12 protein-coding genes are annotated in these 13217 nt (G+C 73.0%); 2 read left to right on the top strand and 10 right to left on the bottom strand.

From position 1 onward, the window contains the following. Window positions 1–52: 52 nt before the first annotated feature. The 7 genes from TOK_RS26070 to TOK_RS26040 all read right to left on the bottom strand — a co-directional run bounded on the left by TOK_RS26070 (window position 53) and on the right by TOK_RS26040 (window position 7003). The gene (locus TOK_RS26070; protein WP_098960596.1) at window positions 53–865 is read right to left on the bottom strand and encodes a polysaccharide deacetylase family protein; all 813 of its coding nucleotides are present in this window, start codon (window positions 863–865) and stop codon (window positions 53–55) included. A 24-nt stretch (window positions 866–889) separates the two neighbouring features. After that, window positions 890–1951 (bottom strand): glycosyltransferase family 2 protein, encoded by a 1062-nt coding sequence (locus TOK_RS26065; protein WP_098960595.1) that lies wholly within the window; start codon window positions 1949–1951, stop codon window positions 890–892. Further along, window positions 1948–2517, bottom strand: coding sequence for an acyltransferase (locus tag TOK_RS26060; protein ID WP_098960594.1), 570 nt, complete (start codon window positions 2515–2517; stop codon window positions 1948–1950). Before TOK_RS26060 ends, TOK_RS26065 begins: the two co-directional genes overlap by 4 nt. 73 nt (window positions 2518–2590) lie before the next feature. Further along, window positions 2591–3700: a DegT/DnrJ/EryC1/StrS aminotransferase family protein gene (locus TOK_RS26055; protein WP_098960593.1), complete on the bottom strand. Its 1110-nt coding sequence runs from the start codon at window positions 3698–3700 to the stop codon at window positions 2591–2593. After that, a complete protein-coding gene (locus TOK_RS26050) occupies window positions 3697–4818 on the bottom strand; it encodes a DegT/DnrJ/EryC1/StrS aminotransferase family protein (protein ID WP_098960852.1) in 1122 nt (373 codons plus the stop codon). Before TOK_RS26050 ends, TOK_RS26055 begins: the two co-directional genes overlap by 4 nt. Window positions 4819–4826: 8 nt before the next feature. Next, window positions 4827–5867 carry an NAD-dependent epimerase/dehydratase family protein gene (locus TOK_RS26045; RefSeq protein ID WP_253258642.1) on the bottom strand — a complete coding sequence of 347 codons (1041 nt, stop codon included), beginning with the start codon at window positions 5865–5867 and terminating at the stop codon, window positions 4827–4829. Then, entirely contained in the window at window positions 5864–7003 is a 1140-nt protein-coding gene (locus tag TOK_RS26040) for a Gfo/Idh/MocA family protein (protein WP_098960592.1), read from the bottom strand. The genes TOK_RS26045 and TOK_RS26040 overlap by 4 nt, the downstream gene beginning before the upstream one ends. 276 nt (window positions 7004–7279) lie before the next feature. Between TOK_RS26040 and TOK_RS26035 the strand changes: the two genes are divergently transcribed. Further along, on the top strand, window positions 7280–8338 hold the full coding sequence (locus TOK_RS26035) for a glycosyltransferase (protein ID WP_098960591.1): 1059 nt from the start codon (window positions 7280–7282) through the stop codon (window positions 8336–8338). A 14-nt stretch (window positions 8339–8352) separates the two neighbouring features. After that, window positions 8353–9426 (top strand): GNAT family N-acetyltransferase, encoded by a 1074-nt coding sequence (locus TOK_RS26030; RefSeq protein WP_098960590.1) that lies wholly within the window; start codon window positions 8353–8355, stop codon window positions 9424–9426. An 18-nt stretch (window positions 9427–9444) separates the two neighbouring features. On the opposite strand, the gene TOK_RS26025 is transcribed toward TOK_RS26030, so the two are convergent. The 3 genes from TOK_RS26025 to TOK_RS26015 form a co-directional block, all read right to left on the bottom strand. Then, window positions 9445–10404, bottom strand: coding sequence for an NAD-dependent epimerase/dehydratase family protein (locus tag TOK_RS26025; protein WP_098960589.1), 960 nt, complete (start codon window positions 10402–10404; stop codon window positions 9445–9447). Window positions 10405–10413: 9 nt separating this feature from the next. After that, entirely contained in the window at window positions 10414–11589 is a 1176-nt protein-coding gene (locus TOK_RS26020; RefSeq protein WP_172457790.1) for a GNAT family N-acetyltransferase, read from the bottom strand. 234 nt (window positions 11590–11823) lie between these two features. Beyond that, a complete protein-coding gene (locus TOK_RS26015) occupies window positions 11824–12999 on the bottom strand; it encodes an FAD-dependent monooxygenase (protein ID WP_098960587.1) in 1176 nt (391 codons plus the stop codon). Window positions 13000–13217: the final 218 nt, after the last annotated feature.

Raw genomic sequence — 13217 nt, 5'->3', positions numbered from 1 at the left:
GAGTGCCCGCCTCGAGCAGGCGAGACGGGCACCCGGGCAGGTCAGGAGTGGTCTAGTACCACTCCTCCCAGCGGTCGTAGGCGCCGCCGAGGGCGGCGCGGAAGATGCGGTCGTCGTCGAACCGGGTCACGAAGGTGCGGGGGACCGTGCCGGTGGGGCGGCGGTCCATCGACTGTGCGTAGACCGTCGTGTAGCCCGCGTCCGCGGCGGCCTTCCGGGCGGCTTCGGGCCAGTCGCGGGACTGCCCGAAGGGGATGGCGAACTCGGCGGTCTCGATGCCCAGGCGGTCGCGGAGTGCCTTGCGGGAGCGCTCCAGCTCGTCGACGGTCTCGGTGACGGTGAGCGTCGCGAAGTTGGGGTGGGTGACCGAGTGGCTGGCGATCGTGACGCCGCGCTCGGCGAGGCCCCCGATCTCGTCCCAGTCGAGGTAGTCGTCGTGGCCCTTGTCTCCGTCGGCGAGCCCGCTGCAGACGAAGGCGGTCCACGGGATGTCGAGGCGGCGCAGCAGCGGCTCGACGGTCGTGAGGATGCTGCGGAAGCCGTCGTCGAAGGTCAGCGCGATCCGCCGGTCGCCGGGGGTGGGGTCGACGGGCTCGGCGACCAGTTCGGAGGCGGTCACGAACCGGTAGCCGGCGATCTTCGCCATCTCCAGCTGGCGGCGGATGCGCTGCAGGGAGACGTCGTTGAGACCCATCTTGGGCATGCCGACGGTGTGGTACGCGAGAATTCGGCTGGTCGGTGGCTGCGGCGCCCGGGTGCGGGCGATGGCCTGACGCTCGGCGTAGGCGCGGCCGAGGGCGGCGCGGTCGCGGGCCATCTCGGTCCGCCAGGCCAGCGAGTCGCGGACGCGCTCCTGCAGGCTCACATCTCTCCGATCGTGAAGGGGTGGTCAGACGCCGCGGTGCAGCTGCACGCGGTCGCGGGTCTCCTGGCGCAGCTTGCGGCGGGCCGCGGCCACGATGGGCGGTCGCACGACGGCGGCGAGCCGGGGCCCGAGCGTGTGCCGGCGGCGCAGGGCGCGGCCCTCAGGGCTGCGGATCGCGGCGCTGCAGGTCTCGCGGGCGAACTCGGCGAGGGCGTCGGCGGTGTCGCCGAGGGGGATGTTCTTGTCCTCGGCCCGGTCGAGCCGCATGAGGGCGTCGCGGGCCAGGGCGCGGCGCATGCGCCGGCGCAGGCGATCGGCGTCGGGGAGCAGGTCGGCGCCGCGGTCGAGGACGGCGTCGAACGCCAGCAGCCGCATCCGCAGGTCCTCGAGGCCGTGGTCGGACTCGAGGTACGTCGACGACATGTTCTTCTCGTGGACGCGGGTGATCGACTGGTCGACGCCGGCGACGAAGCCGATGTCGGCGTAGAGCGCCATCCGCAGCCACATCTCGAGGTCGCTGGTGTGGAGCATGCGGGGGTCGTAGCCGCCGACCTGCTTCTGCAGTGCTGTGCGTACGACGACCGACGGCGAGAAGACGGGGTTTGTGCCCGACGCGCAGCGCCTCCGCAGCCAGCTGTGGCCGGGGTAGACGATCGGGCGCCAGCGGCCGGTGCGCAGCACGGGGCGGCCCGGGTCCTCGGGCTCCCACATCTGCGAGTTGCCGTAGGTGAGGCCGACGCCGGGGTTGTCCTCGAGGAGGGTGGTGGCGCGCTGCAGGGCGCCGGGGGCGAGCTCGTCGTCGGCGGAGATGAGGAGCGTGTACGGCTCCCGCGCCCACTCGATGACGCCTTCGTTGAACGTGGCGATGTGGCCACGGTTCTCGGGGTGCACCTCCACCGACACGCGGGGGTCGGCGGCAGCGAGCCCACGGGCGACGTCGGCGCTGCCGTCGCCGGACGCGTCGTCGATGATCAGCACCCGGACGTCGACGCCGTCCTGGGCGAGGACGCTGCGTACGGACGCGGGCAGCAGTGCCCCGTACCGGTAGCAGGGGATGACGACGTCGACCTTCGGACCCTCGCTCATGCCGGGACGAGCCCCCTGTCGCTCTCGCGGTAGCGCTCGCCGCACTCGGTGCAGGCGAGCTCGCTGTCGAGACGGGCGCCGCAGCGGCAGACCCATCCCTTGTGGACGGCGGGATTGCCGGCGACGAACGCGTGCGCGGGGACGTCGCGGGTGACGACGGCTCCGGCCGCGGCGAACGCGTACTCGCCGATCTCCGTGCCGCACACAACGACCGTGCCCGCGCCGAGTGACGCGCCCCGGCGGACCATCGTGGTCACGAGGGCGTCGGGGCCGACCTTGTTGGCCGCCCGCGGCCGCAGGTCGTTCGTGAACAGCACGTTGGGGCCGAGGAAGACGTCGTCCTCGCACGTGACCCCGCGGAAGACGAGCGTGCCGTTCTTGACGGTGACGTTGTCGCCGAGGGTGGCGCCGTCCTCGACGAACGCGCAGTCGCAGATGTTGCAGTCACGGCCGACGACGGCGCCGGGCAGGACGTGGGCGAATGCCCACACCCGGGTGCCCTCGCCGACGTCGTCGCTCTCACACAGCCCCTGCGGGTGCACACGCACCCCGGCAGCCGTCGTCATCGCTCGTCCTCGCCTGTGCTCGGTCGGTGCTGCACGTGGGCGCCGTGCCCACTGTTCGCTCGCCGGCGCTCGCTCACTGGGCGACGGCCTTCGCCAGCACCTCGACGACCCGCTCCTGCTGCGCTGCGGTGATGCCCGGGAACAGCGGCAGCGAGAGGATCTCCCCGGCGAGGGTCTCCGACGCCGGGAAGGCGCCGGCACCCTGACCGAGGTGGGCGAACGCGCCGGTCAGGTGCACGGGCGTCGGGTAGTGGATGCCTGCGCCGATGCCCCCGGCATGCAGGTCGGCGAGCACGCGGTCGCGCTCGGCGACGCGCACGACATAGAGGTGCCAGACGTGCTCGTTGCCCTCGGCGGTGACGGGGGCGACGACACCGTCGACGTCGGCCAGCAGGGCCGCGTAGCGGTCGGCGGCGGCGCGGCGCTGGTCGTTCCACTCGTCGAGGCGGCGCAGCTTGGCGGACAGGACGACTGCCTGCAGCGCGTCCATCCGGCTGTTGAAGCCCAGGACGGTGTGCTCGTACTTGCGGGGCGAGCCGTGCTCACCGAGGAGCCGGACGGCGACGGCGAGGTCGGGGTCCGACGTCAGGACCGCGCCCGCGTCGCCGTAGGCGCCGAGGTTCTTGCCCGGGTAGAAGCTGGTCGCGGCGAGCACGCCGAGGGTGCCGGCGGACTCGCCGTTGCGCTTCGCGCCCTGGGACTGCGCGGCGTCCTCGACGATCGGGACGTCGCCCACGGCGGCGCGGATCGCCTCGACGGGTGCGGCCTGGCCGTAGAGGTGCACCGGCAGGATCGCTTTGGTGCGCGACGTGACGGCCGCTCCGGCGGCGGCGGGGTCGAGCAGCGCGGTGGTCTCGTCGCAGTCGGCCAGCACGACGGTGGCGCCGGTCCGGGCCACGGCCTCGGCCGTCGCGATGAAGGTGTTGGCGGGCACGACGCACTCGTCGCCGGCACCGATGCCGAGTGCGCGCAGAGCGAACTCGATGGCGTCGGTGCCGTTGCCGACCCCGATGCAGTGCGTGGCGCCGATGTAGTCGGCGTAGGCGGCCTCGAAGTCCTTGACCGCGGCACCACCGACGAACGCGGTGCGGGCGAGGATGGCGGCCCAGCCCTCGGCGACCTCGTCGGCCACCTGGGCGTGCTGGGCGCCGAGATCGACGAGGGGAACGGGAGTGTCGGTCACGATGCTCCAGTCGGGACGGCGAGTGCGGCGGTCAGCGAGCCGACGACGTGGTCCTGGTCGGACTCGGTCAGCTCGTGGTGGAGCGGCAGGATGATCGTGCGCCGCGTCAGGTACTCGGTCACGGGCAGCGGGACGTGCGGGTGCCCGGCGTAGGCGGGTTCGAGGTGCGACGCCACGATGCCGCGCCGCCCGGAGATGCCGGCGTCTGCGAGGGACTGCAGGACGTCGATCGAGTCTGGCGCGCCGTCGGGCAGCCGCACCCAGTAGGACTGGAAGTTGCTGGTCCCGAACTCGGGGTCGGCGACGGGCCGCAGCCCGGCGTCGGCGAGCAGGGACGCGTAGCGGGCGGCGAGCGCGCGCCGCTGGGCGACCATGCCGGGCAGCCGGCCCAGCTGGACGAGGCCCATCGCGGCCTGCATGTCGGTCATCCGGTAGTTGAACGCCGTCTCGAGGTAGGACTCGATCTTGACGGTGTTCCCGGCGGCGTGCCGGTCGGCCGCCGACAGCGACATGCCGTGTTCGCGCAGCCGGCGCAGCCGCGCGGCCTGCTCGGCGTCGTCGGTGGTGACCATGCCGCCCTCACCGGTGGTGAGCAGCTTGCGGGGATGGAACGACCACGCGGCGAGCGTGGCGCCGGTGCCGACGGGCGCACCGCGCAGCGTCGAGCCCGCGGCGCACGCGGCGTCCTCCAGGACCGGCACCGAGCCCGCGACGGCGCGCAGCGCGGCGATGTCGGCGGGCTGGCCGCCCTGGTGGACGGCGAGCACGGCCTTGGTCCGCGGCGTCATGACCGCCGCGACGGACGCGGGGTCGAGGTTGCCGTTGGACTCCAGCACGTCGGCGAAGACCGGTGTGGCGCCGACGTAGCGGACGCAGTTGGCCGTCGCGACGAAGGAGAACGACGGGACGACGACCTCGTCGCCCGCGCCGATGCCCAGCACGTACAACATCAGGTGCAGGCCGGTCGTGCAGTTGGAGACGGCAACGCCGTGCCCGGCACCCACCGATGCGGCGAACGACTTCTCGAACTCGGCCACCTTCGGCCCCTGCGCGACCCACCCGGAGCGCACGACGTCGGCGACAGCCGCCGCCTCCTCCTCACCGAGGAGGGGCTTCATGACGGGGATCACGCGGGCGCCCCCGCGGCAGTCGCGGTGGATGTCACTGCGGTCTCGGCGCGCCACCAGGCGACCAGGTCGCGCAGGCCCGGGATCAGCTCGATCTCGGGACGCCAGCCGAGGTCGCGCTCGGCGGCGGAGATGTCGGCCAGGCGCCGGGTCACGTTGTTGACCTTGCGCTCCGGGCCGAACTCCGGCGCCAGGTCGGAGTCCATCGCGGCGAGCAGCGCGTCGGCCAGGCCGCGCAGGCTGGTCTCCTCGCCGCTGGCGATGTTGTAGACGGTGTCGGTGACGTCGGCGCGCGCGGCGAGCAGGTTGGCCCGCGCGATGTCGTGGACGTGCACGAAGTCCATCGTCTGGGTGCCGTCGCCGAAGATCAGCGGGGTCTCGCCGCGGGCGACGCGCTCCATCCAGCGGATCAGCACCTCGGTGTAGACGCCGTAGGTGTCCATCCGCGGGCCGTAGACGTTGAAGTAGCGCAGCGCGACGTAGTCGAGGTCGCGCATCGACTTGAAGCTGCGCAGCATGCCCTCGTTGAACGCCTTCGCGGCGCCGTAGAAGGTGTCGTTGTTGTACGGGTGGTGTCGCTCGGTCGTCGGGAACGACTCGGCGAGCCCGTAGACCGACGCCGACGAGCTGGCGACGATCTTCTTCACGCCCGCGTCGGCCGCGGCCTCGATGATGTTGAAGGTGCCGTCGACGAGCGACTCCAGCGCGGTGCGGGGCTCCTCGGCGCACTGGGTGATGCGCAGCGCGGCGAGGTGGAACACGACGTCGACGCCTTCGGTGAGCGAGGTGACGAGCGCGCGGTCGTTGATGTCGCCCTCGACGACGCGCAGCCGCTCGTTCGCCGCCTCCGCCGCGCCGGCCAGGTTCTCCCGGCGGCCGCGCACGAAGTTGTCGACGACGATGATCTGTGCCGCGTCGGCCGCGACCAGCTGGTCGACGATCGCCGACCCGATGGTGCCCGCGCCCCCGGTGACGAGGATGCGCTGACCCGCGAGCGGCTGGCCCACGTTCTTGTCGGCGCTGTTCTTGTCGGCGCTCACACCGTCACCTCTCCGCGGCCGCGCCGCGATTCGTCGATCGTGGCGGCGGCCGCGCCGCCGATGGGCTGAACGGTCCGCTCGCGGACGATGTCGGACACCGGGATGTACGCGCCGTCCTTGGCCAGGCTCGTCGCCGCGGCCTCGAGCAGCGCCAGCACCCGCAGGCCGGCGCGGCCGTCGGTGAGGGGTGCGCGGTTCTCGTTGATCGAGTCGCGGAACTCGACCATCACGCTGCGCAGGGCCTCGGTGTTGGCCAGCGCGGGGGCGACGGTGTCGCCGGTGCGATAGGAGACGATCGTACGGCCGCGGTTGTCCGGGCCGAGCGTCGCCGGGTCCGAGGTGTCGACGCCGCGATCGTGCACCGACAGCCGCTGCGTCGGGTTGAGGTCGTCCCACACGATCATCCGGTTCGACCCGCCGACGATCATGGTGCGGATCTTGGTGGGGGACAGCCAGTTCACGTGCACGTGGGCGAGCGCCCCGTTGGACAGCTGGATCGTGAGATGCGCGACGCACGCGTGGCCCGCACCGACCGGGTCGGACCCGTGCGCGGAGACCGCGACGGGGAACAGGTCGTCGGGCAGGATCGTGTCGAAGATCGACAGGTCGTGCGGGGCGAGGTCCCACAGCACGTCGACGTCGGGCTGCACCAGCCCGAGGTTGATCCGCACCGAGTCGAGGTACTGCAGATCGCCGAGCTCACCGCTGCGCAGCCGGTCGCGGATGTAGCCGACCGGCGAGGTGTAGCAGTAGGTGTGGTCGAGCATGAGGATGCGGCCGTGCCGGTCGGCCGTCTCGACGAGCGCCTTGCCCTCCTCGAACGTCGGCGCCAGCGGCTTCTCGACCAGCACGTGCTTACCGGCCTCGAGGGCGGCGGTGGCGACGGCGAAGTGGGTGGCGGCGGGGGTGGCGATGGCCACCGCGTCGACCGCGGGATCGGCCAGCACCTCGTCGAGCGACGGGGTCGTCGTCACCGTCGAGTACTCACCGAGGACGGTGCGGGCCCGGTTCTCGTCGATGTCGCACAGGTACCGCAGCCGCAGGCCCGGCGTCGCCTGGGCGTTGCGGACCAGGTTCGGCCCCCAGTACCCGGCTCCGACGACGGCGATCCCGATCTGTGGGTTTTCGGTGGTCACGTTGGTCCTTCCTACGCCAGGCCCGGTCCAGGGAGCGAACGGGGTCCGGGGTGGAACCCCCGCCGTGCGGCGTCGGCGTCGACGGTCCAACGATAGGGTGAGGGTCGGAGATGCCGACCGGCGGGCCGCACGGCCCGGCGCCGTCGTCTTCGCCCGCAGCGGTGACCCGAGGCCGCACCGGCGGGCCCGGGCGTGTCGCGGATGCCGCGGGACCCCCGGGTCGCTCCCCGCTCCCGCCGGTGCATCCCGCCGGGTCCCGCCACGAGCTACGGAGGAATGTTGGGACTCCCGACGGTCGACGTCGCCGTTCCGTGCTACCGGTACGGCGCCATGCTCCCCACGGCTGTGCGCAGTGTTCTCGACCAGGAGGGCGTCGAGGTCCGGGTCAGGATCATCGACGACGCGTCCGGTGACGGCAGCGCCGACGTGGCGCGTGAGCTCGCAGCCGCCGACCCGCGCGTCGAGGTCGTCGAGCACGAGGTGAACAAGGGCCACATCGCCACGTTCACCGAGGGCGTCATCGACTTCCCGACAGGCGACTACACCCTGCTGATGTCGGCCGACGACGCGCTGACGCCCGGTGCGCTCCGCCGTGCGGCCGACCTGTTCCACGAGCGCCCCGACGTCGTGCTGGTCTACGGCAATGCCGTCGACTGGGACGGCTCGGACCCGCTGCCGCCCGCTCGCACGGGCCCGGCGCGCCACGTCGTGCACGACGGCCGGGACTGGCTGCGCCGCCGGTTCGCCGTCGGCGCCAACTGCGCGGCGTCGCCCGCGGTGATCACGCGCACGGAGACGCAGCAGAAGGCCGGCGGGTACGACGCGGCGTGCCTGCACACCAGCGACTTCGAGATGTGGATGCGGCTGTCGCTCTACGGCTCGGTGGGTTTCCTCGCCGACGTCGACCAGGCCTACTGCCGCGGCCACGGCGAGAACATGTCGGTGCAGTACGAGGAGCGCAACGCGGGCGTCGGCGACCTGCGGATGCGGTTACTGGCTTGCACGGTGCTGCTGGACAAGGCGGGGGACATGCTGCCCGACGCCGACAGGCTCGACCGCACGGTCCGCCGCCGGCTCGCCGCCGACGCCCTGCTACGCGTGTCCCGGTCCTACGACAAGGGCACCCATGACGACGAGGCCAACCGCCAGCTCGTCGAGTTCGCCAAGGAGACCGTCGACGACGTCGCGTCGCTGCCGGAGTGGCACACCCTCAGGCTGCGCACGATGCTCGGCCCGAAGGTGTCGCACGCGGTGAGCCCGCTCGTCGTCACCGCGGCGGGCCGCCGGGTCCGCCAGATCTGGCGCGATCGCCGGCTCGATCGCGCCGGCGTGTGAGGCGGATCGCCCCGATGGATCTCACCGACCGTGCGCTTGCCGAGGAGTGGGACGACCTCGCGGCGCGCACCGCGTCCACACCGTTCCACCGGCACGGCTGGTACGCCGCGTGGTGGGGGTCGTTCGGCCCGGCCGCGGGCCGGCTGGAGATCCTCACCGCGCGCCGCGACGGCAAGCTCGTCGGGGTGCTGCCCGTCGTCGACCGGCACGGTGTGCTCGGCGCCCCGGCCAACTGGCACACGTTCGTCCACGGGCCGCTGGCCGAGGACGACGACGCGGCCCGTGAGCTGTGGTCGCGCTACCTCGACCGGTGCCGCTTCACCGCGCATGTCGAGCACCTGCCGGCGGCCGACCGGGCGCAGCTCGTCGGCGTCGCCGAGGACCGCCGGTTCACCGCGGTCCCGGACACGATGCAGCGCTCGCCCTACATCGCGATCGACGGCTCCTTCGACGGCTACGCCAGGACCCGTGACACCCGCTGGCTGCGCCAGCTGGAGTCGCGGCGCCGCAAGCTCGACCGGGCGGGGGAGCTCGGTCTGGAGGTCCACGACGGCTCGGCGGGTGCGCGCGACCTCGACCGGGTCCTCACGGAGCTGTTCCGCGTCGAGGCGCTGGGCTGGAAGTCCGAGGCCGGCACCGCGATCGTGTCGCGGCCGGACACCCACAGCTTCTACGCGGCGCTGGCCCGCTGGGCGGCGAGCGCGGGCCTGCTGCGGGTCGCCCTGCTGACCCTCGACGGCCGCACCATCGCCGCCGACCTCGCCCTCGAGGACGAGCGTTCGCACTACTTCCTCAAGACGGGGTTCGACCCGGAGCTGCGCACGCTCGCGCCAGGGCTGATCCTGCGCCGGGACATGGTCGCCCGGGCGTTCGAGACCGGTCTGGCGACGTACGAGTTCCTCGGCTCGGCCGACCGCTACAAGCTGGACTGGACCGACACCGTCCACGAGATCGACGAGGTCAGGCTGTACCCGCGCAGCGCGGGCGGGCTCGCGGCCCGCGGCGCCCGCCAGGGGGCACGCGTGGCCCGACGGGCGGCCGTGGAGCTCACCAGGCTCGCCCGCCGGTCGCCGGAGCAGCCGGAGTAGTGGCCACAGCCGCCCGGCTCACGCGCCGGGTGTGACGGTCCGGACCCAGTCGAGGGTGGCGCGCAGGCCCTGCTCGAGTGGCGTCGGCGCGTCGAGGCCCAGGTCGGTCCGGGCGCGGGTGACGTCGAGGCAGCTGCGCTGCACCTCGCCGGCGCGGGCCTCGACCAGCTCGGCGGTGAACGCGCCCGGCGCGAGCCCGGCCGCGGCACCGACGGCTGCGACCAGCTCCAGGACACTCACCTCGGTGCCCGTGCCGACGTTGTAGCGGTCGAACCCGGGCACCTGTGCGCGGGCGGCGGCGAGGTTGGCGGCGACGATGTCGCCCACGAACACGTAGTCGCGGGTCTGCGAGCCGTCGCCGAAGACGGTGGGCCGGCGGCCGGTGAGCACCCGGTCGCAGAAGATCGCGATGACGCCGGCGTCGCCCGCCGGGTCCTGGCGCGGCCCGTACACGTTGCCGTAGCGCAGCGTCACGGTCTCGAGGCCGTGCGCGGCCCGGAACCAGGCGGCGTACTCCTCGACGGTCCGCTTCGAGAGCCCGTAGGCCGACAGCGGTTGCGCGGGCTCGGTCTCCGGCGTCGGCACCGTGGTGGTCTCGCCGTAGATGGCGCCACCGGTCGAGGTGTTGACCACCCGCTGCGCCCCGGCCTCCAGCGCGGCGGACAGCACGTTGATCGAGCCGACGACGTTGGTCGTGGCGTCGAGGGCGGGTTCGCGCATCGAGACGCGCACGTCGATCTGCGCGGCGAGGTGGAACACGACCTCGGGGCCGAACGCGGTGACGGCCTTGGTGACGGCGGCGGCGTCGCGGACGTCGACCTGCTCCAGCCGTGCCCCGGCGGCGAACGCCGCGGCGAGGTTGCCCTCGGAGCCGTGGCTGAGGTCGTCGAGGACGAGCACCTCGTCGTCCGCGGCGACGAGCCCGTCGACGAGGTTGGACCCGATGAACCCGGCACCGCCGGTGACCACTGCGCGCACGTCGGCAGCCTACGAGGACGCGGACCCGGACCCGTCGGCGGCCGGAGGAGCGCAGGGGTCGGCCGAACGGTTGGCACGGCCCACGGAGCCGCCCAGCGCCCGCACGGTGGCGACGGGGCGGTCGGCGATGCGTCCCGCCACCGACCCGGCCCTGCGCCCGGCCTTGGCGCCGAGCCCGGCCAGCCGCGCGGCCCGGCCGCCGACGGTGGGCGGGAAGAGGCGGACCTGCTCGATCGCGCGGGTCTCACCGGTCCAGCGCAGCTTCTCCTCCGACGCCGACCCCATGAACTCGAACGTCGACAGCCCGCGGGAGAAGGAGCGCTCGATGAGGTCGTGGGCGAGGATGAAGCCGGGCCCGGCCGAGCGGAACTCGGGATCGATGCCCATCTTCAGGCCGTAGTGCGACTGCCCGTCGACGAGCGCGAGCTCGGCGGCGATCGTGCGGCCCCCGAGGGTCAGCAGCGAGACCTCCAACAGGCCCGCGGGTGCGGCCCAGCCGACGATCGAGCGGTAGAAGCGGTGCGTCGAGTCCTGGGCGACGATCGAGGACCCCTGCTCGGCCTTCCAGCCGAGGTTCTCGATGCGCAGCAGCTCGCGCAGGGCGCCGTCGACGTCGCCCGGGTCGGTGTGCACCCGCAGCGTCAGCTCGCCGGACTGCTCCAGCTTGCGGCGCCGTGAGCGGATCCGGCCGAGGAACTTGGAGCTCAGGCCGCTGCGGTAGGTGTCGAACGTGCCGTCGAGGGCCACGAACGGTGAACGCTGGATCATCGTCCGGCGCACCCGGCAGCCGCGGTCGGTGGCGAGGCCGGCGACGTGGTCGGCGTCCTCGGTGCTCAGGTGCCCGATGTCGGCCGACAGGCCTGCGGCGCTGATCGCGCGGTCGACCAGCGACGACCGTGTCGCGGCGTCCTCGGCGAGCGGGCCACACAGGAAGCTGTGCCAGTTGTCCAGTGTGGTGACACGGCCCCAGCGCCGGGTCACGGGCAGGACACCGGCGAGGCGCCCGTCGCGGCGGACCTGGACGAGGCGGACCGTGCTGGTGCCGAACGCCGACCACCACGCCCGGTACCACCCGGGGCGCTGGAACGGACCGGCCCCGACGCGGTCGGCGAGGTCGTCCCACTCGGCGAGCAGGGCGTCGTCGGCGAGGACGGCGGTCGGGGCGGCCACGAGCGCGGCGGTCACCGTACGTCCACGACGCGCTGGGCGCAGCCGGACCCCGCGGTGCGGCACGGCGTCGGGAAAAGGCCGGTCAACGTCTGGTGGAGCGGCAAGCCTGAACTCCTCGGTCACGAGAGCGGATGGCTCGCTTTTCGCTGTGCCGTGCATCCGGCGTTACCGCGGAACGCACAGCCCACACACAGGATCGACCACCGCGCAGACCTGTGCGTCGAACGGTTGAGGTGACGGGTGGTCGGGTCAGCGGCCCCGCAACGCGTGCAGCGCGGCGCGGGCGGGGCGGGCGACCGGCGCGGCGGCGGCCGCGCGGCGCAACCGTCCGTAACCGAGGTAGGCGGCGGGGAGCCGGCGCACCATCGGGCGGCGCCGGTTGATGAGCAGGCGGGCGAAGTCGGCTGCCGGGTGCGCGATGTGGCGCTCGACGTCCTCGAACCAGCGGGCGCTCCCGCGGGCCTCCTGGACCAGCGGGGCGATCTCCGCGGTGCGGCGCAGGCCGTAGGCGGCGAGGGCGGCGGGGACGGTGTCGTGGCGGGCGATCTCGGCCGCAAGCGCGATCGAGTCCTCCAGGGCCAGCCGGGTGCCGGAGCCGATCGTGAAGTGCGTCGTGTGGGCGGCGTCGCCCAGCAGGGCGACGTTGCCGTCGTACCAGCGCTGGTTGCAGACGGTGCGGAACCGCAGCCACGGCAGCGTCTCGCCGGTGCCCTGCGGCGCCCGCAGCGCGTGGCCGTCGAGCTGCTCGGCGAACAGGCCGGCGACGAGGTCGAGCGCGTCGGCGGTCGCCATGGTGTCGAGCCCGAGCGCCGCGTGGGTCGCCGCGGTGGTCTCCACGACGAACGTGCTCGCCCTCGCGGTGTAGCCGTAGGCGTGGGCCCACAGCCAGCCGTGCTCGGAGCGCACGAACGGGAAGGTGAAGGAGTCGAACACCTTGCCGGTGCCCAGCCACACGTAGCGGTTGTCGCCCGCGGAGACCGTGGTGCCGAAGTTGCCGGCCGAGCGGACGGCGCTGCCCACCCCGTCGGCACCGACCACGACGTCGTACCCCTCGAGAGCGGCGGGGCAGGCCTCCTCGCCGAACCGTACGTCCACACCGACATCGCGGGCCCGTGCGGTGAGGAGCTCGCGCAGCTCGGCCCGGCCGGTGCTGTGCCCGTGCCCGCCGAGGTTGACCGGTCCGCGGCCCTGGACGTCGATCACCTGGTCGCGCCAGGTGAACGCGATGGTGCGCAGGGCGTCGGCCGTCGGGGCGTCGGCCGCGGCGAGATCGTCGAGCAGGTCGTCCCAGAACACGACGCCCCACCCGTGGGTGATGCCCTCCGGGGACCGTTCGAAGACCGTCACGTCGACACCGGGCCGTTGCGCGGCGAGGATTGCGAAGAACAGCCCGCCAGGGCCCCCACCGATGGTTGCGATGCGCACGCGGTGACGTTAGGAGATCACGGAGGGTGATGGATGTGGGCTGAGGTCGTACCTGTGGTTGCCGGCTCTGCTCTCCGGTAACCCTTTGCGTCGCGAGGCCTTACATCGATCGGACCAAGGTCGGTGGTATGACAGTGGCCGAAGCGGACAACCCGGTACAGGGTGCAAGTCCGTCACGGAGTGTGAATCCGGTCCGTCCGGGGCCGACACGCCGAGTG

The organism is Pseudonocardia sp. N23, assembly GCF_002583555.1.
Taxonomy (GTDB): Bacteria; Actinomycetota; Actinomycetes; order Mycobacteriales; family Pseudonocardiaceae; genus Pseudonocardia.
Note: the sequence above shows the minus strand (reverse complement) of the source record. Positions and strands in the feature narration are given on the sequence as shown.

What these genes read in the sequence shown, in the direction of transcription:
- TOK_RS26065 (WP_098960595.1), bottom strand. Translation starts at nt 1,951, where the DNA reads ATGAGCGAGGGTCCGAAGGTCGACGTCGTCATCCCCTGCTACCGGTAC.
- TOK_RS26060 (WP_098960594.1), bottom strand. Translation starts at nt 2,517, where the DNA reads ATGACGACGGCTGCCGGGGTGCGTGTGCACCCGCAGGGGCTGTGTGAG.
- TOK_RS26050 (WP_098960852.1), bottom strand. Translation starts at nt 4,818, where the DNA reads ATGAAGCCCCTCCTCGGTGAGGAGGAGGCGGCGGCTGTCGCCGACGTC.
- TOK_RS26035 (WP_098960591.1), top strand. Translation starts at nt 7,280, where the DNA reads ATGTTGGGACTCCCGACGGTCGACGTCGCCGTTCCGTGCTACCGGTAC.
- TOK_RS26030 (WP_098960590.1), top strand. Translation starts at nt 8,353, where the DNA reads ATGGATCTCACCGACCGTGCGCTTGCCGAGGAGTGGGACGACCTCGCG.